Source organism: Parabacteroides sp. merdae-related_45_40 (assembly GCF_001915675.1).
The window spans coordinates 7480-24574 of the sequence record NZ_MNQY01000072.1; the positions used below are offsets into that span (position 1 = coordinate 7480).

The window sequence follows — 17095 nt, forward strand, 5'->3', positions numbered from 1 at the left end:
TGGAACCTTCGGATGTCTGCAACCATCCGAACCTGATCCTGATACAATCTATTTCGAAAGCGCATAATATACCGGGACTCCGTATCGGCTACCTGATCGCTTCTCCGGATAAGGTCGAGCAGATAAACCGGTACATCATTCCCTGGTCTGTCAATGCAATCGCTGTGGAAGCCGGCAAGTACATCTTGACGCATCCGGAGCAATATATCCTGCCCATCTGTGAATGGCAACGCGAGACAGCCAGCCTGATCGACCGGCTGAATGAGTTGGGCAACCTCGAAGCATTGCCGACATCCGTGACTTTCTTCTTGGCCCGCTTGAAAAAAGGGACGGCTGCTGATTTGAAACAATATTTGTGGGATCGTCATGGCTTGCTGATTCGCGATGCCTCTAATTTCCGCAGCCTGGACGAACGTTATATCCGCATATCGGCACAGACAGCAGCCGAGAACCGGGTACTCGTTGATGCGGTACGGGAATGGCTTTCCATCTCGCCTTGATATCGGCTTGCCCTTCACCTTGATGTCGTTTCGAGGGATTGTTTCTCGTTCATGAAGATGCCTGAAATATTTGTAAGTTGACAAGATTGGAAAAGTTAGCAGGTAGGAGGAACATTACCTTTGCGAAGTAAAAACAGAAAAATAACATGCAAAAACGGCAGTAAAATAGGTAAAACCGGGCGGTTTTTATTGTCCGGCACGGTACTTTAGTTGCCGGACACCCCCATGTTGCCATCCTTAACACCCGGATGTACCGGCTCTCTACACCCGGATGTAAAGGATGGCAACATGGGGGTGTTTACGGGTTTATGTACTTGTCTTTGCTAAAAAAAGAGATAGCTTTTGTGGAATGAAGAACCGTATTCCGCCAATTTAATATCTGTTATATTCGTTTTTACATTTGTTTATTCGATTATTTTATATGCTTTTTCAAAAGTGATAGAAGGCAATGTGTTGGTTTTCAATTGTATGGCAAAAACGACATGTCTCAGAAGTGATAGAGGAGTGATAGAGGAAAACGTCCTGTATCACTGCCTCTGACGCTTGAATATGAATAGCTACAACCTTCGTAGTGATAGAGTGATAGAGGATTTGCAGAAAACTTCGTATGCAGATCACGACCTTGGAAAATTTTGATACGGTTGCTCTGTTTTTCTTTTGAGAGCGGAGTAATAGTAAAAGATTATTCTTACTTTTGTCCGATAATCCCGGTAACAATTATGGACGAAAAAGTGCTCGAAAAACTGAGAGTACTGGCTGAATCGGCCAAGTACGATGTATCTTGCGCTTCCAGCGGAACGTCGCGAAAGAACAAGAGCGGCGGGATCGGAAGTGCGGCAGGGTGGGGCATTTGTCATAGCTTTGCCGAGGATGGCCGTTGCATTTCTTTACTGAAGATTATGCTGACAAATTACTGTATGTTCGATTGCGCCTACTGTATCAATCGCCGCAGTAACGATATTCCCCGTGCCACATTGACGGTGACGGAACTGGTGAACCTCACGATCGAGTTTTACCGCCGTAACTATATCGAAGGGCTTTTCTTGAGTTCCGGTGTTGTGCGCAATGCCGATTACACGATGGAGCGCCTCGTCAGGGTAGTAAAAGACCTCCGGACAGTATACCGGTTTAACGGCTATATCCACTTGAAAAGTATTCCCGGCGCCAGCCAGGAACTAGTGAATGAAGCCGGACTCTATGCCGACCGTATGAGTGTGAATATCGAGATCCCGAACGAGAAGAGTCTTCAGCTATTGGCTCCTGAAAAGGATTTTCAGAGCGTCTTTCAGCCGATGCGTTATATTCAACAAGGTGTTTTGCAGAGCGCTGAAGAGCGGAAACGTTTTCGCCATGCTCCGCGTTTTGTGCCTGCCGGGCAGAGCACGCAGATGATTGTCGGGGCGACACCCGATTCGGATAAGGATATCCTTCGTCTCTCATCCGCCCTCTATCAGCGTCCGACGATGAAGCGTGTCTATTATTCCGGTTTTATCCCTGTCAATGAATACGATAATCGGTTGCCGGCCTTGAAGCAACCGCCGTTGGTTCGGGAGAACCGTCTGTATCAGGCGGACTGGCTCTTGCGCTTCTATCAGTTCAAAGTGGATGAGATCGTGAACGATGCCTATCCTGACCTCGACCTGGAAGTCGATCCGAAGCTCGGTTGGGCGTTGCGCCATCCGGAGCAGTTCCCGGTCGATATCAATAAGGCGGATTATGAGATGCTTCTTCGCATACCCGGTATCGGGGTGAAGTCGGCGAAATTGATCGTCGTCTCCCGCCGATATTCCCGTCTGGGGACGGGGCAATTGAAGAAGATGGGTGTCGTGATGAAGAAAGCCCAGTATTTCATTACATGCCACGAGTTGCCAGTCCGCACGATTAACGAAGTGTCACCTGAGGTGGTCCGTCAAATCCTTATCCGGAAAGCGGGACGTAAGAGTACCGACGATCGTCAGCTTATCCTCCAATTTAAGGAAGAATCATGACGGTATTCGTGTACGATAAGACCTTTGAAGGGCTGCTGACCGCTGTTTTTGACGCTTATTCACGTCGCAGCTTTCCCGATCTGCTGTTAGCAGAAGGAGAACCTTTTCCCTTGTTTTATGATGAGGCAGTGACGATCTGTACGGACGATGCTAAGGTGGATCGTGTTTGGAAAGGTTTGCAGAAGCGGCTTTCCGCTATGGCTTTGTCTGTGATTACCGTTACTTGGCTATCTGAACTGCCAGAAACGGACATGCTGCTTTTTCGTTATATCCGTAAGGCGATCGACGCTCCGCGTACGATCGAACTGAACTTTGGCGATCCCGATGTCCTCGAAGTCTCCAAGGTATGGAAAAAGGTGACGAACGAGCGCCTGCGTGTCATCCAGTTCCTTCGTTTCCAAAAAGCGGCGGACGGGACTTTCTTTGCCGCTGTCAAGCCAGTATATAATGTACTCCCTCTCACTCTTCCGCACCTGAAAGACCGTTTTGCCGACCAGTGCTGGTTGCTTTACGACCTGAAACGTGAGTACGGTTACTATTACGACTTGAAAGAAGCTACCGAAGTTCGTTTCGAAGAGAAGGAAGCCCATCTTCTTTCCGGCCTGCTCGGTGAGGAACTGATGGATGCCGATGAGAAACTTTTCCAGCAGATGTGGAAAACTTACTTCAAGTCTATTGCCATCAAGGAACGTCTCAATCCCAAGTTACACCGCCAGCATATGCCTGCCCGGTTCTGGAAGTATATGCCGGAAAAGTTGTAAGTCAGGATGCGTTACTCCTTCTTTTCGGTGGAAAAGATTATGCGTTTAGGATATTGTTCGAAATGCACAGTACGGACTGGCAAAACAATAGTGTACTTCTGTACTCCGGCAGCTCACCTATAGATGTCTTTACTTGTTTTGGAACTCTTCCTGCGAATAGATAGTCTTCCCTCGTTGACTGATAGTCCACTTTCCGTTTATGCGGCATACATTCTTTGTATCGTCGTCCTCTACGTTCCAAGCATATCCACCGGATGGGAGTGAGCGCCTATCCAGTATCTCGTTTTTATCTCCCGAAGAGAAGAACAGTTCGACTTGGGTGGAATCCGGACTGAAAACGATGAAAGCAGATTGGCTGCCGTCGACAGCTTTCATCCGGATACCCTTTTCGAACACACGGATGCAATCTTGCTGCACTTCGCTCCATTGGTAGCCGGCCGAACCGATACAGCCGTGTTTGTCCCGGTCGCCGCCAACCATATTTCTTCTTCCGGGGACAACCACAATCTTTTGCGCTTCCATCCCTGTCTTATATTTCCCGCTATGATATACGATAGCCGTATCATCGAGCAAGATACCATCCGTTACGACCCTTTCTGTATCCAACGTACTGAAAGAAAGTGTGTCACCCTCCTCGGAAACGACTGTCAGCGTATTTATGGTTGCATCGCAGATAACTCCTTTTACCATCGAAGCTTTTGGTGAACAGGCAAAAGTAATGCCGGTACATAAAGCGATTGCCGCAAGATTCAATTTATTCATGTTTCTGTTCTTAATTGAAGTAGTACAGGAAGATTGCAACACCTTCCAGCGCTTTCTTCGGTTGGTCCTTGATCTCGATGGCAAACTTGATCTCAGCCTTGGCCACGCCGCGCAGATTCGTCAAAGTCTGTAGTTTGGCGATCAGGCGGATACTTTGTCCGGTCAATACGGGCTGTCCGAATTTCATCTTGTCCATGCCGTAATTAATCATCATCTTCAGGTTGTTCACCTCGATGATCTGGTTCCAGAGGTGAGGAAGGAGTGACAGCGTCAGGTAGCCGTGGGCAATTGTGCTGTGGAACGGGCTTTCCACTTTGGCGCGCTCGGGGTCTACGTGAATCCACTGGTGATCCAGTGTCGCATCGGCAAAAAGGTTGATGCGTTCTTGTGTCAGTTCTACATAATCTGAAATCCCTATTTGCTGGCCTACCAGCTTTTCAAAGTCTTCGTACGAGTTGATAACTACTTTTCCCATTATTTTTTTGTTTAGTGATTTATGATCTTATACGTCCGCCGTCAGGTAACTGCGATCTGTTTTTATCGCCGGTTACAGGGGTGTCTCTGCAATTTTCGCAATAATTCCTGGAATAAACAAATATTTTGGCAAGATTGGACAATACGTAGGCGCAGACGGGATTATTACCGACTTTGCAACTTAACTCTGTTTATATTGTTGATTTTATATAGACGGAGTGAAGTTATAATCTTATTTAAGTCTTATGAGGAAGATAAAAAGAGTCATAGGGTACACGTTGGGGATCGCAATGGTGCTGATTGCCGCTATATTCTTGCTTAATCTTCATCTGACCAAACGCCTCGAACGGTATCTTCGGAAAGAACTGATCCATCGGACGGCCGAGGCTACGGATGGCTTTTATAGGCTTTCTTTCGATAACCTTTCTATCAGTTTCTTCAAAGGTGAACTGACGCTTGAGGGAATAAAGCTATGTCCCGACTCGGCGGTTTTCCGGGATTGGGAAAGAAAGGACAGCCTGCCGTCTGTCTATGTGACAGCCGAGGTCGGCATGGTCGATTTTAAAGGATTGAATCTTACGTGGCGTTGGAGTTACAAGCAGTTGCATTTTGACTCATTTGAAATTAGGAATCCTGATATACAGGTGTTTAATCCTTACTATTCAACGCGGGCGGAGGTGAAAGAAAGGAAGGAGGCGGAGACCAAGACCTTGTATGAGGTGGTTTCTCCTTATATTAATGTATTGACTGTCCGGATGCTGAATCTGGAGAACGCCAGTGTTTCCTATTCCGTGGAGAATCCCGTTTCCCCGATTATCTATGCCTTGAATGATGTCAGTTTCCATGCGTATGGTTTTCGTTTGGATGAGAATTCGTCTGAGAGTGGAAAGTTGCTTTATTGTGATAATTTCGATTTCATTACTAAGCGGTCGCAGACGCTATTGGCCAATAATGACTTTCGTCTGCAAACGGATCGGATCCTGCTGAGTACGGAAGATTCTATTATTTCTATCTCTAATATTACGCTTACACCCCAAGGTGAATTGTGGGGGGAACAGAAAAAGCGGCCCGACAGCTATCTGAATGCGTTGGTCAGGGCCATTGAAGTGAAAGGAATACAGTTCCGTCGTGAAAATGCGCTGAATTACCTCACGGCGCGCTCGTTAGATATTATTTCTTCGGATATACAAGCCTTTAATCTGGCGGGGGAAAGCCTGCCGTCTGCTAAAAAAACGGAGAAGAAAAGCCTGAATGAGGCGGAGGCGGATTCTTTGGTCCGTTCCCTGTCTCTTTATGAATTGATCTCGCCTGTCTTACATACGGTTTCTATTGGTACGGTCGGTATCGGGCAGGCAAAGTTGCAATATTCTTTTGCGGTTAAAGATAAGATCGAGGTGTATAAACTGGCGAACTTCGATTTCCAGGCAAACGATTTCCGGATAGATTCCGTATCGGAGGCTCAACGCGGGTTCTGGTATTCGCGTGGTTTCTCGTTTGAAGCGACTGGTATTGAGGGGGGTGATGACGGCACGAAACCACCGGTTTACGGTGAAGCGCATGACGTTGGACACGGAAAGCGGGGATTTCAACCTGGAACGAATCAGGTTATATCCCTTGTCGGTTTGCGGACAGAATGATTATATGGCAGGAAGCATTGATACGGTTGGAATCCGCGGTTTGTTATACGACAAGGGGATCAGTGCGCGATTGCTGAAAATAGACCGCCCGAATCTGCGTTATGTGCTGGTTTCTTCCTTCAATAAGAAAGATGTGAAGTCGGTAAAGCCGGCAAACAGCCGTGTCGATGTGGAGTCGATCTTGAATCCTTTCCTCCGTTATTTCTCTGTTAAACGGTTGAGTCTGAATCATGCATATGTGACGATCGATGATAAAAGCATGTCCGATCCGGTTACTTATAAACTGAATGATTTTAATTTCTTTGCAACCGGCATTTGGGTGAACCGGCAGACGGGGAAGGGGAGTGGACTGTTTTTCGATTACGGAAATATGGGATTTAATTTTAGCCGGTTCGATAACTATTTGCCGGGGAAAGAATATCGTTTGTCTGTGCGGAAAGGGCAATTTTCGACCGTAAAAGGAATTCTGGAATTACAGGATATCAAACTGCTCCCACAAAATACGATGGAGAAGAAGGCAAAGACATATATCCGGTTTTCTTCACCGGGACTTCGTATAGGCGGGCTGAAACGGATACCTGAAAGGCTGGACCGGAATATTCGGGTAGTATCGTTCCGGGTAGATTCGCCTGATGTCCAAGTGCGCAGACCGGACGGAAGTGGCATGTCGGCTTCACTTAAAGGCCTGGCATTGGAAGGGGTTTCCTGGGATAGCACTTTATTGAAGTTGGGTTCGGTTCACATGGAAAGTCCTGTGGCGGATATTTATTCCGGTCATTTTCTCGATACTCTACAAAATCAAACGAAGTTAGGTTCGGTTGATTTATATACAGCTTTGGAGAAAGTTGCCGGACGAATCTTTTTAGGTCGCTTTAGCTTGAAGGATGCGAACATCCGTTATGCCTATTATGGGAAGAGCGATTCTTTGCAACATCAGAAGTTAGATACGACTAACCTATTTATTGAGGGGCTGGCTGTTGATACTCGTCTCCGTACATATAAATTGGATGATATTCGTTTCTCTACCCGCAACCTGGAGCTTCCTCTGGATAACGGTTTTTACACGTTAAAGGTAGGTGCTGTGGATTTGACCGGATCAAGTGCAGTCATTGACCGTATTCGTCTTATATCTCCTTATCCTAAAATGCAGTTTGCTTATTTGCAGCCGCATCATAAAGATTGGTTTGATGTGAGTGTCGGGCAGGTTGCGCTGGCAGGTATCGATCTGTCCACTTATTTATCGGAGAAGGTACTTCGGATAGCCGATGTACAGGTATCGGATGCTGTATTACAGAATTTTAAGAACCAGAAAATACCGGTATCCCGGCGTATTGTTCCGATGATCTATACCGGATTACAGAAGGCTCCGGTTAAGCTGGATTTCCAAAGAGTGGGCATAAAGAACTTTTCCGTTGTTTACGAAGAGCTGGCAAAGAAGGGAACGGTTCCCGGAAAACTGTTTTTTACGGATATGAACGGAACGTTTACCGGTTTTACAAATATCGTCTCCCGTCCTGACCAATACATCGTGCTGGATGCTGATGGCAAGTTGATGGGGAAAGGGAACTTTACGGCTACTTGGAAGTTACCGGTCGATTCACTGAATGATCGTTTCTTGCTGAATGCCCGCCTAGACAGTTTTGACCTTACGGCGTTGAACGAATTGCTGGTTCCCCTGGCTTCGGCGGAGGTACAAAGTGGATGGGTTCGAGAGATGGCTTTCAGTACGGAAGCATCCAGCAAAGGAGCTACAGTGGAGATGGTTTTTCTATATAATGGCTTAAAAGCTGCTTTACTGAAAGAAAAAGATGGTGTACTAACCGATAAGAAGTTTCTGACCGGTCTTGTCAACCGTGTATTAAAACAGAATAATCCGGATAAAACAGGAAAAGGTTTTAACAAACCGCGTCATTCGAGTGTTTCAATAATAAGGGATCCTTATCATTCCACTTTCAATTATTTGTGGCAGATATTAAGACCACCATTGATTGAATCGGTCGGTATGTCCAAAAAGAAGCAGGATACAGCCAAAGAAGTTATGACTTTTTTTACAAAAGTGAAGAACTTCTTCCGGGGAAAAAAGAATGTTTCAGGAAAAAACATTCCAGAAGGGGAAGGAAAGGATGTTTTATTATTGGAATTTGAACCTATAAATAATTAAGAATATGGATTACATTATAACTCATTATCCGGATAAGAAACGTTTTGAAACACAGTTGGATGGCGTGGTAGCTTTTGTACAGTATCGTTTATCTGGGGATAAACTGGATATTATCCACACAATTGTTCCGCCCGCTATCGGAGGGAGAGGGATTGCTGCCGCTTTAGTAAAATACGCTTATGATTACGCGATCGAGAATAGTATGAAGCCGTCGGCAACCTGTAGCTATGCGGTCACTTGGTTGCATCGCCATCCCGACTATGCCGGATGAAGGCGTTCAGTCTTTGATCTCTATTCCCAGCATCCGTATCAGCTCCAACGCTTGTAAAGAGGAAACGGAAGATCCTCTCAGCTCGCTGTTGGCAAGATTTGTGATGCGGATACCGGATATTTCCGAGTTCGACAGGTCGATTCCTTTCAAGGATGTATGGTAAAACTCCGCTTCCATCAGGTTACAGGCATCGAATGAGACATTCGTCAATTGGCAGTCTTCTATTCCGGCTCCCTGCAGGTTGGATCGGGTAATTTGTATATATCGCATTTTACTCATTGATAGATTCATGTATTCTCCCCGGCACTCTTCAAAAGTGATATGATTGAATATCCCGTCCGACATATTGGTTCCCATTAATTTGCAACCGATAAATTCTACCCTGTGAAATCCACAACCTGTTAGGTTTACATTCGACAGATCGCAATTTTTAAACACGACATCGCTAAATTGGGATTTCTGTATACAGCATGTTCCGAAGCTGCAATTGGAGAAAACACAAGACTGCACTGAAAGGTTACTTTTCTTTATTCCTTCTATACGCAAGCTTTTAAAGGAATACTCGATTAGGTCCTCATCGTTCTTTTCTAACACTGTCTGTATATTTGTACTTTCATGAAGAGCGTTTGCCAAACGGGGGTGTGTAATTCTCATATGCTGTCTGTTTTTATAAAAATGAGAGGATAAAAGTACATATTTTGTCCGTATGAATAGAAAACGAGGATATATCATTTGATATATCCTCGTTTTTGTAGTCGGGATGAGAAGACTCGAACTTCCGACCTCCACGTCCCGAACGTGGCGCGCTAGCCAACTGTGCTACATCCCGTTTTTGATTACGGTTGCAAAGGTACAACTAATTTTTAAACTGCAAATAGTTTTGCTGTTTTTTTTCGAAGAAAATATACTTTTTTCTGTATCTTCCTTGAAATACATTTTCTTTGAATATTTTCCATTGAAACATTTGGAGTGTAATAAATAATGTTTACCTTTGCACTCGTTAAACAAAACAACGGTGCCATAGCTCAGTTGGTAGAGCAAAGGACTGAAAATCCTTGTGTCCCCGGTTCGATTCCTGGTGGCACCACTTTGTTAGCATTTTTACTTTATCTCGGTTCTTGGAAATTGATACTACTTTGATACTGCACAAAATAAAGGCCTTATTATCCGATCCCGGAAATAAGGCCTTATTCGTAATTGATAAACCTCATGAGCCATGAGGATGTACAAATATAGGGAAAAATCTTCGATTAGACAAAAGAATCGTGTAAGGGATTCTCTGCTGATGCGGTTGGGCTGACAGTAATCTATCAACTTTACCAGGCGCCGAATCTCATATGTCCAAATCTGCTTCCTTTTTCTATCTCAATAGTCAAAAATAAATCGTCTCCATTTGGAGAATCTTTGGCATCCCAGACCATCTGATAGGTGTATTTGTTATTAGTATCTTTACTCCATCCCGACTTCTTTATAAGTGTTAGGCTATCTATAGCATGATAAAAAGAATCAGAGGGAAGACGAAAGAACATAAAACTTTTTTTGTCTGTATGATCTCCCAAAAAGCTACCGGATCCCGAATGGTGATACAAAATCATATAAGAGGGAAATGGAGATTTTGTTATTTCAGCTATTTCTTCATGATCCATAAATTGAAAACGACGTTGCATATCATCGGCCAAGTATATCGACACTATAAAAAGAATTGCATATAAAAACCAAAATAGAGGCGAGATCAACAGTAATATCGCTCTCCATAAGGTTCTTAATAACTTCCATTTCTTAGCCAAGTAATAAAAAAGTGGTGATAAGGTGAACCAACAAATCAATATAATAATCCACTGAACTAACTTTTTCATATTCTACAATTATAAACTTAGGGAAATCAGTCTGCGTAATCTTTCCTATATCCCGACCATCTTATAATCCCCAAACCATTATTTCTCTTTCCAAATCCTTGTTTTGTGGCGATATGAGACCGTATAATGTCACTATATACTTGATATAAGGGGTATAGAAATAGCGCAAATAAGAGATGCAAGGCTTCTAAGAGTGCTATTGCAGCTATAATAGGATAGCATTAACCTATGTTGATGCAAAAAGGGCTGCATCAGCAGCCCCTAATATTTATTATATTTTCGCGTCTTTAGTTTTATACAATGTGAAATTGTCAAAGTCACCAGACACACAATTGAGTTTCAATACTCCTTTCGACACTTTAACATCATATACAACAGGTGGCTCTGGATCGCTGTCGAAAATGATCGTCAGTCTCATGTTTTCCTTATCGAATGTGTACACGAAAGAGTCAGGGCTTTCTCCTTTACCCTCATTGTAATACACATTCATTAATCCCGTGTTGTCACTTTTGAATGTAAATTCAAAATATTCAGAACTTGAATGTTTTTCACTCCATATACCAAGTAAAATACTATTGTCACTATTGTTGCTTTCATTATCACTGCATGATAAAGTTAGAAACGTAAGTGATAGAAAAAACAGTAAAATGTTAGATAATTGTTTCATATATACATTTAAAGATTCTATTTTACGTTAGTATACTGAATTTCGTAAGCATAATCATTGCCTCCATCTTCAGCGATTTCCATTATTTTGACAACATATCCCTCTTCATCAAGAATATATTTGTATAAGATATATTTTTCGCTATCGACATTATAAGATTCTTTAGTTTTAAGATACTTTCCTCTTTTTCCGAAAAAGCCAAAGGCTTTTAAGCAATCTGGATCTATAAAATATCTACATAGTTCATTGCTATTTAAAAAATAGTTAAAATCTATATTCGTATGAGGATTGTTTATTTTTTCTCCATATTCCCAATGGACGGAAGGACCTTTGTCATTATATCTGATCTGTTGTATATCGCCATCTTTCCAATACACAGTTTTATTTTCACCATCAAAATTTTCACTGTCAATATATGTGAGGTATCCTTCTTTGTTATATGTCATGTATGCCACTGATCTAGGGCCGTTAAGTTTTGTTTCTTTATAATTATCCATATCAAACACTGACAGTATTTCTGTGTTTCCATCAGAGTTTAGATAATAATATCTATGAAAAGTATCTGGTTGTTCATACCAATGCCACTTCTCGTATGTCTTTTGTATAATTTTATTATCATTATACGTTATATTTGTTATATTTTCATAATATGGCTCATTCAGTGGACGAATCGTATTCAAATGTCCATGTTCTACAACCTGGTTGATTATCAGGATGTGTTTGTTGTATTTTGCTAACCAAACGTTTAGGCTTTACATCACCACCCAAATAATCACTACTTGGTATATCGTCAGAGCATCCAGTAACTAATAGCACAAACAGCAATAAGAATAATTGTTTTTTCATTTCGTGACTTATGTAAACCTTCCTGTCCCCTTGAAAGATTAATAAATAAAAAAGCGTGGGAACCATCTCTATTATTGTTCTGAGGCTCTGGACTGCCCGCCATGCAATAGATAGAACAATGATCCCACACTTTATGCTACTATATAATCTACCTAATCACTTGGTAGAGGTATATAACAAACATAAGCGCAGGAGTCATTTGTCTATTATCCTGCATGACCGAAATTGTCCAGATTTCAGAACAAGATAATATCGAAACGCTTCTACGTTATTTCCAATACGCTGCAAAGGTAAAGCATTAATATTATCTGTGCAATGCAAAACCTTATATTTTATCATTTTAATTGCTTCTGACGGCTTTTGTCTCTTTGGTGATACCTTTCTTCTCTGGCGTAAGAAATAGCCTTATAACGCTTCTATCTGCATTTAGGCACGATAGTCTGGATATTGGATAAGTATTTTGGGATATGTAAGGTCCGTATATACCTACCTTCCATGAACCACCCCCGTTCATTACCCGTTTTTGGGGTTACTTACCCCTGTTTTTTGCACGAAAAGTCGTTTTTTCTCTATACAAGAGCGTAAAAATAAGGGAAAAATAAATACATTTTTGACCGGTAAGAAAAACCGGCAAAGAATGCCGATTGTGTCTCTTCTGTAAGTGATATCTATGGGCTTTTGGCTGGATTTTTTATGTTCAAAACGGGACAAAGGGGTACCAATAACAATAAATTTTCTCCTGATCGTATTCCAAAAGCCCAAATAAACAAACATCATGCAAATACAAGCTAAAACAGTTCTGCAATAGCTTGGCTCTTTGGATTGACTTTTGGTTATATGCAAGATGATCAAACAATGAAAGTATGTTCTTGTCTGGTACCGTTAACAGCCGACATGCGTTCCAGAAAGAAACAGGCAGTCCCGGCACCCAGAGGTGGCAGCCTTCGTCGACCGCCTGTTCCCTCTATGGCTGGGTGCTCCTGCTGTCTCTTCCGCCGTTACTTGCCTGCAACATCAGAACCGATCTCCATATACCGACATTGGATTTTTCCCTTGTTTTGGGCTGTTTTAAGCATATGTGTCGAGTTGTCTTACAACTTATCCAATATGACTTTGATATAGCTTAAAATAGTCCCTATGTGGGGATATATGAGATGTATATAGGAAATGTGTTCTTATGTATCAATATCAATATTTGATAATAACTTACACCTTAATTATTAGAGAATGCCCAATTCTAACAAGACATGCATTCTGATCTTATAATTGAGTTCTGTTATTAAGGGCTCTTCTTTGGTCATAGAAGAATCTCCAATAAGTTCTTTTAGATTTTTTCCAAAACGATGCCTTTCTTGCGCATTCAACCCATTTTGAAGAAATTCTATTATATCCATCCTTTCTTTCTCTGATATAGATTTGAGTAGGTAGCTTGTTAGAAATTTTAGAGCCTTACTCGTGGTATTGCAGATATTTGGATCGTATACAGGGATATTTATTTTTTCTATATCGAAATATTTATTCATCCATTTAAGAACAATATTTCGATAAAATTCTGGATCAGATAGTGTTGCTGCTGTTATGGGCCTATCATAATCCAGTTGTTTACGAAGATGGCCGCTCCATTTACATTCGAATCTAAGTAAGTGGCTTTCTTTCTTCCATAGTTGATTACCCTTATCGTAGAAAACAGAAGATTGGGGATTTTTCTCCCCTTTGGAATTGTAATAACGGGTAGTTTCATAGTCTAAATTTTTTTTACGTCGAGCGCAGCCTCCTAAAAATGGAAAATAACACTTGGCGTTATGGGACATTTCAAATGTTGCCGCTATGTCTATACGTGTAACATAAGCAGAGTTTATATCCAACTGCAAAATGCCACTAAGTAAGTCTATGGCTTGCTTGATCTCTTCTCTTCCCAACAAATGTAAGTTTTCTCCATAATAGAATTGGGCAAGGCTCCCTTCTATGGTAATGTATGAAGTGTAGATCTTAATTATCAAATTATCCAATTGATAGGACCAACGTTCATAGTGAACACTTGTATCTAGTTGAAATTTAAAATTGGAGAGGAGAAATTTTTTCTCCTCTTCCAAACAATTTAAGCGAAACTTTACAGTATCATACATGCTTGCCTCCTTTCTTTTCCAGAATATTCTGAATTTCAGATAGAGAGTAATATATCCGTCCTCCCATAGAGATAGCATGGATGATGCCTTGTTTGCTCCATTTAGCTAAGGTAGGCAAGGATATACGCAAAAATTTTGCTGTTTCCTCGCGTGTGAGTAGTTCTATTGACCTACTCTCTTTAGCGGGCTTTAAAGGTTCAATGACTTGCTCCAATGCATTGATGAGCATTTTTTGAAACTCTTGGGTAGTTAAACCCCATAAAAAATCATCTTTCATAATCTTGTGCTATAAAATTATGGCACAAAGATCATGAGTTCAGGATTCCAGTTTTTCCAATTCCTACAATTTAGGAAGAAAAACAGAACAAATAAGAGCAAATTCTTTTTCTTCTTCGTCAGAAAGCTCCTTCGTCAGACTTTTACAAAGATTACTTTCGGTTGTTGTCATTTTTTCTTCGTTTTCTATGTCTCCATTCATGCTGCCAACAACTTTTACTCCAAAATATTCATAAAAATGTCTCCATGTAGGTAGGCCTTTTTTGCTGCAAATAAAATCTTTATCCTGCATATAGGTTACCAATCTGGCTAAATAGTTCTTTTTCTTATGGCAATATATGCCATCCTTAATAATGTGTTCTTGTTCTAACCGTTTAATAAATAGGGGAACAAATTGTTGGTACCGGGAAGCAAAAAGTTTTTTTAAACTCTCTAAAGACGGCTGCTCCTGTTCGTCAGTTTCTTTCGATATATACTTGTCTAGCCAATAACAGAAATAGTCTTGGTGAGTTTTTCTACAAGAAATAAGAACCTGATATATATTTACGTTGTTTTCTATAAATAGCCAAATGATCGGGACAAACACTTCAGGAATGATCAAGTCGAAAAACTTCCTATAGTCATGGATTGGGTGATTTAGTTGCATATCATACATTTCTTCTAAAATACGTTTCGCATATTTAATTCTTGCTTGGGGATAAAATAGAATTTTATCTCCAATGTTTCGAAGACATTCATTCCGTAAATGATAGCATCTTTCACCTATTTTATTTGCCAATACTATGTCTCCTTCAAATGGCTTTGCGATCTCGGCTTTTTGTGTTTGGGGATTTTGGGGAAAGAATTTAGAAGCTGGCACTACTTCTTGGGAAAAAATATTGAAATGTTTCTCACCATGTGCACGAATGAGTGAATAAGCCTCATCGCAAAATGATCTAATCTCTTGCATAACTCAAACTTTTTTATATATAACATTTAGAATAATTCATTTTTGTGTTCTTCTTTTTTTTGGGCAATGCTATCTGCCACCTCATCCGAACTTAGCTTTATATACTCATAGAACGTTTTTTCATCTCTGTGACCGGATATGCTCATCATCTGGTATGTATCAAAATTCCCACTAAGATACAGATTCGTTATTCCGCTACGTCTTGCCGTATGACTGCTCACTAATTCGTATCGCGGTTTGATAACATATCCTTTGTTATCCCGTTCAAAAGAGACAAGCCCTTGTTTTTCCTTTTCACGTTCTTTCATTGTCAAGAGAGTACGTTCCTTTCTGGCTAAAGATGGAACGGTAGAGGATAGCTCTTTCAATATTTGTTTGATATAGCGATTTAATATGACATCATTAACTTTTGGTATGTCATACCCGTATTTTTCCGCTATATGCAGTAGATTATCGTTCAAAATAGGTATCACGACATCATTGCCGGTCTTTTCCTGAACGATACGAACTACTTTGGTACCTTTGGCAGTCTTGGTGAAATTTTCCTTTTCTAAACGGGCATAATCACTGAAACGCTGACAAGTATAGCATCCAACAAGAAAAACATCGCGTACCTTGTCTTTTAATCCTTCCAACGGCATTTCATACAGTGCTTGTAACTCTGTTTTGGTCAGATAGATTTCTTTGGCTTTATCCGTTTCCTGTATCTTTTTTTTACTGAACGCTCTCAATGCAATAAGATTGTTATGTAGTTCCTGGTCCATTGCATTTTGAATCATTGCCTTAAAACAGATAATGTATTTATTAATAGATGTTACCATATAGCCGTTTTTCTCCATGAAAGAAACGAAACGGTCGGCCAAAGCCTTGTTTATATCTTTCCATGTAAAAGGAGATATTTGGATAAAACGTTTTAGGATGCCAAGAAAGTTGCTCCATACTTTACAGGTATTGAGGGTGTAGTTTTCCGCTCCGTTTTTGATCCTGCCATTTTTTATGCCTTCCAGAAAGTTTTCCAAGAAAAGAATGACATCAGCTTTTCTGGCTTCTTCCTCCTGTTCCTTGATTTGTCTTAGCCTTTCTTGCTCTTGTCGCTCTTCTTCTTCTTGAATGCGTTGTCGCTCTCTTTCTTCTCTGAAAACGATAGCCTCAACCACTTCATCAATCCTTGCCTTGTCATAAATACCCTGCGAAATGAGATTGTCTATTGCCGAAGAAATCGAATCCAGTGTTTCTTTGACTTTTCTTCCGTCTTGTGTTTTACAGTAATCATTCCATTTGGCGACGTCTTGCGTTACCTTGTCCCATTGTTGGATATCTACGGAAACCTTGCTACAAACTAAGATGTTCAGCTTAGGATTCCTTTTTTGTACCCGAAGATAGACGCTTGCCGTCCCTTTTTCTTTTTTTGTCCGTAAAAAATAGTTGCCCATGATGTTTGTACGTTTATCAATTACATGACAAATGTAACAAACTTTCAGTTGATGCTACATTGATACTGCATATTTTAATTTTATTTTATCTTGCTTGGCTGTGCAAATTGGATATATGATTGAATATTAGATATATGAGTAAAATATGATAAAGTAAAAGAAAATAAGATTAATTAAAAGGTGGTTCTGGTGGCACCACTGAAAATCAAGCAGTTACAATTATTTGTGACTGCTTTTTTGTTTTTATGGCAAATGAGTTTGTTTGTGTTACATACGAAAATGCAAAACAGGATTAAATTTGATTATAGGGAAAGGAGAAGAAGCGGTTTAATTGTGTCATACTGCTAAAGAATGACATACTAAAACTATTTTATCTCCCGTTAATTCT

Annotated in this window: 16 protein-coding genes and 2 tRNA genes; 7 read left to right on the plus strand and 11 right to left on the minus strand. The window is 41.1% G+C overall.

The features are described 5' to 3' along the window. The 3 genes from BHV83_RS10290 to BHV83_RS10300 form a co-directional block, all read left to right on the plus strand. Window positions 1-500: aminotransferase class I/II-fold pyridoxal phosphate-dependent enzyme (locus BHV83_RS10290; RefSeq protein WP_286757478.1), on the plus strand; the 500-nt coding region annotated here is incomplete at its 5' end. A gap of 719 nt (window positions 501-1219) precedes the next feature. Next, the gene (locus BHV83_RS10295; RefSeq protein WP_286757479.1) at window positions 1220-2488 is read left to right on the plus strand and encodes a putative DNA modification/repair radical SAM protein; all 1269 of its coding nucleotides are present in this window, start codon (window positions 1220-1222) and stop codon (window positions 2486-2488) included. Beyond that, window positions 2485-3249: a TIGR03915 family putative DNA repair protein gene (locus tag BHV83_RS10300; protein WP_005634920.1), complete on the plus strand. Its 765-nt coding sequence runs from the start codon at window positions 2485-2487 to the stop codon at window positions 3247-3249. The genes BHV83_RS10295 and BHV83_RS10300 overlap by 4 nt, the downstream gene beginning before the upstream one ends. A gap of 129 nt (window positions 3250-3378) precedes the next feature. Here the strand turns inward: BHV83_RS10300 and BHV83_RS10305 are convergent, their stop codons facing one another. Further along, window positions 3379-4011 carry a hypothetical protein gene (locus BHV83_RS10305; protein WP_286757480.1) on the minus strand — a complete coding sequence of 211 codons (633 nt, stop codon included), beginning with the start codon at window positions 4009-4011 and terminating at the stop codon, window positions 3379-3381. Between the two features lie 10 nt (window positions 4012-4021). Beyond that, the gene (locus BHV83_RS10310) at window positions 4022-4486 is read right to left on the minus strand and encodes a MaoC family dehydratase (protein WP_005634922.1); all 465 of its coding nucleotides are present in this window, start codon (window positions 4484-4486) and stop codon (window positions 4022-4024) included. Between the two features lie 244 nt (window positions 4487-4730). On the opposite strand from BHV83_RS10310, the gene BHV83_RS10315 reads away from it, so the two are divergent. Genes BHV83_RS10315 through BHV83_RS10325 form a run of 3 tightly spaced genes read left to right on the plus strand, consistent with a single transcriptional unit; the run spans window position 4731 to window position 8554 of the window. After that, the gene (locus tag BHV83_RS10315) at window positions 4731-6122 is read left to right on the plus strand and encodes an AsmA family protein (RefSeq protein WP_286757481.1); all 1392 of its coding nucleotides are present in this window, start codon (window positions 4731-4733) and stop codon (window positions 6120-6122) included. Next, window positions 6007-8283 (plus strand): hypothetical protein, encoded by a 2277-nt coding sequence (locus tag BHV83_RS10320; protein WP_286757482.1) that lies wholly within the window; start codon window positions 6007-6009, stop codon window positions 8281-8283. Before BHV83_RS10315 ends, BHV83_RS10320 begins: the two co-directional genes overlap by 116 nt. Before the next feature lie 4 nt (window positions 8284-8287). Continuing rightward, entirely contained in the window at window positions 8288-8554 is a 267-nt protein-coding gene (locus BHV83_RS10325) for a GNAT family N-acetyltransferase (RefSeq protein ID WP_286757483.1), read from the plus strand. A gap of 6 nt (window positions 8555-8560) precedes the next feature. Here BHV83_RS10325 and BHV83_RS10330 read toward each other — a convergent pair whose 3' ends face one another. Both BHV83_RS10330 and BHV83_RS10335 read right to left on the minus strand, forming a co-directional pair. Beyond that, window positions 8561-9208: a pentapeptide repeat-containing protein gene (locus tag BHV83_RS10330; RefSeq protein ID WP_005645853.1), complete on the minus strand. Its 648-nt coding sequence runs from the start codon at window positions 9206-9208 to the stop codon at window positions 8561-8563. A 101-nt stretch (window positions 9209-9309) separates the two neighbouring features. Beyond that, a tRNA-Pro gene (locus BHV83_RS10335) sits at window positions 9310-9383 on the minus strand. A 185-nt stretch (window positions 9384-9568) separates the two neighbouring features. Between BHV83_RS10335 and BHV83_RS10340 the strand changes: the two genes are divergently transcribed. Further along, window positions 9569-9641, plus strand: a tRNA-Phe gene (locus tag BHV83_RS10340). A 229-nt stretch (window positions 9642-9870) separates the two neighbouring features. Here BHV83_RS10340 and BHV83_RS10345 read toward each other — a convergent pair. The 7 genes from BHV83_RS10345 to BHV83_RS10375 form a co-directional block, all read right to left on the minus strand. Beyond that, window positions 9871-10410 carry a hypothetical protein gene (locus tag BHV83_RS10345; RefSeq protein WP_286757484.1) on the minus strand — a complete coding sequence of 180 codons (540 nt, stop codon included), beginning with the start codon at window positions 10408-10410 and terminating at the stop codon, window positions 9871-9873. 684 nt (window positions 10411-11094) lie between these two features. Then, complete coding sequence (locus BHV83_RS10350) at window positions 11095-11757, minus strand: DUF4595 domain-containing protein (protein WP_286757485.1); 663 nt, start codon at window positions 11755-11757, stop codon at window positions 11095-11097. Next, window positions 11732-11923 carry a lipoprotein gene (locus tag BHV83_RS10355; RefSeq protein WP_286757486.1) on the minus strand — a complete coding sequence of 64 codons (192 nt, stop codon included), beginning with the start codon at window positions 11921-11923 and terminating at the stop codon, window positions 11732-11734. The genes BHV83_RS10350 and BHV83_RS10355 overlap by 26 nt, the downstream gene beginning before the upstream one ends. Before the next feature lie 1220 nt (window positions 11924-13143). Next, window positions 13144-14016 carry a phage/plasmid replication domain-containing protein gene (locus BHV83_RS10360; protein WP_272055259.1) on the minus strand — a complete coding sequence of 291 codons (873 nt, stop codon included), beginning with the start codon at window positions 14014-14016 and terminating at the stop codon, window positions 13144-13146. A 25-nt stretch (window positions 14017-14041) separates the two neighbouring features. Further along, on the minus strand, window positions 14042-14326 hold the full coding sequence (locus BHV83_RS10365; RefSeq protein ID WP_229101174.1) for a helix-turn-helix domain-containing protein: 285 nt from the start codon (window positions 14324-14326) through the stop codon (window positions 14042-14044). Between the two features lie 63 nt (window positions 14327-14389). Then, window positions 14390-15274, minus strand: a complete 885-nt coding sequence (locus BHV83_RS10370) for a hypothetical protein (protein ID WP_122205066.1) — start codon at window positions 15272-15274, stop codon at window positions 14390-14392. 26 nt (window positions 15275-15300) lie between these two features. Beyond that, window positions 15301-16707 carry a phage integrase SAM-like domain-containing protein gene (locus BHV83_RS10375; protein ID WP_195528480.1) on the minus strand — a complete coding sequence of 469 codons (1407 nt, stop codon included), beginning with the start codon at window positions 16705-16707 and terminating at the stop codon, window positions 15301-15303. Window positions 16708-17095 lie beyond the last annotated feature (388 nt).

Excerpts from the sequence above, each read along its gene's own strand:
- BHV83_RS10345 (WP_286757484.1), bottom strand. The coding sequence starts at position 10,410 with ATGAAAAAGTTAGTTCAGTGGATTATTATATTGATTTGTTGGTTCACC.
- BHV83_RS10325 (WP_286757483.1), top strand. The coding sequence starts at position 8,288 with ATGGATTACATTATAACTCATTATCCGGATAAGAAACGTTTTGAAACA.
- BHV83_RS10310 (WP_005634922.1), bottom strand. The coding sequence starts at position 4,486 with ATGGGAAAAGTAGTTATCAACTCGTACGAAGACTTTGAAAAGCTGGTA.
- BHV83_RS10370 (WP_122205066.1), bottom strand. The coding sequence starts at position 15,274 with ATGCAAGAGATTAGATCATTTTGCGATGAGGCTTATTCACTCATTCGT.
- BHV83_RS10355 (WP_286757486.1), bottom strand. The coding sequence starts at position 11,923 with ATGAAAAAACAATTATTCTTATTGCTGTTTGTGCTATTAGTTACTGGA.
- BHV83_RS10375 (WP_195528480.1), bottom strand. The coding sequence starts at position 16,707 with ATGGGCAACTATTTTTTACGGACAAAAAAAGAAAAAGGGACGGCAAGC.
- BHV83_RS10365 (WP_229101174.1), bottom strand. The coding sequence starts at position 14,326 with ATGAAAGATGATTTTTTATGGGGTTTAACTACCCAAGAGTTTCAAAAA.
- BHV83_RS10295 (WP_286757479.1), top strand. The coding sequence starts at position 1,220 with ATGGACGAAAAAGTGCTCGAAAAACTGAGAGTACTGGCTGAATCGGCC.
- BHV83_RS10330 (WP_005645853.1), bottom strand. The coding sequence starts at position 9,208 with ATGAGAATTACACACCCCCGTTTGGCAAACGCTCTTCATGAAAGTACA.
- BHV83_RS10305 (WP_286757480.1), bottom strand. The coding sequence starts at position 4,011 with ATGAATAAATTGAATCTTGCGGCAATCGCTTTATGTACCGGCATTACT.
- BHV83_RS10300 (WP_005634920.1), top strand. The coding sequence starts at position 2,485 with ATGACGGTATTCGTGTACGATAAGACCTTTGAAGGGCTGCTGACCGCT.
- BHV83_RS10315 (WP_286757481.1), top strand. The coding sequence starts at position 4,731 with ATGAGGAAGATAAAAAGAGTCATAGGGTACACGTTGGGGATCGCAATG.
- BHV83_RS10320 (WP_286757482.1), top strand. The coding sequence starts at position 6,007 with ATGACGGCACGAAACCACCGGTTTACGGTGAAGCGCATGACGTTGGAC.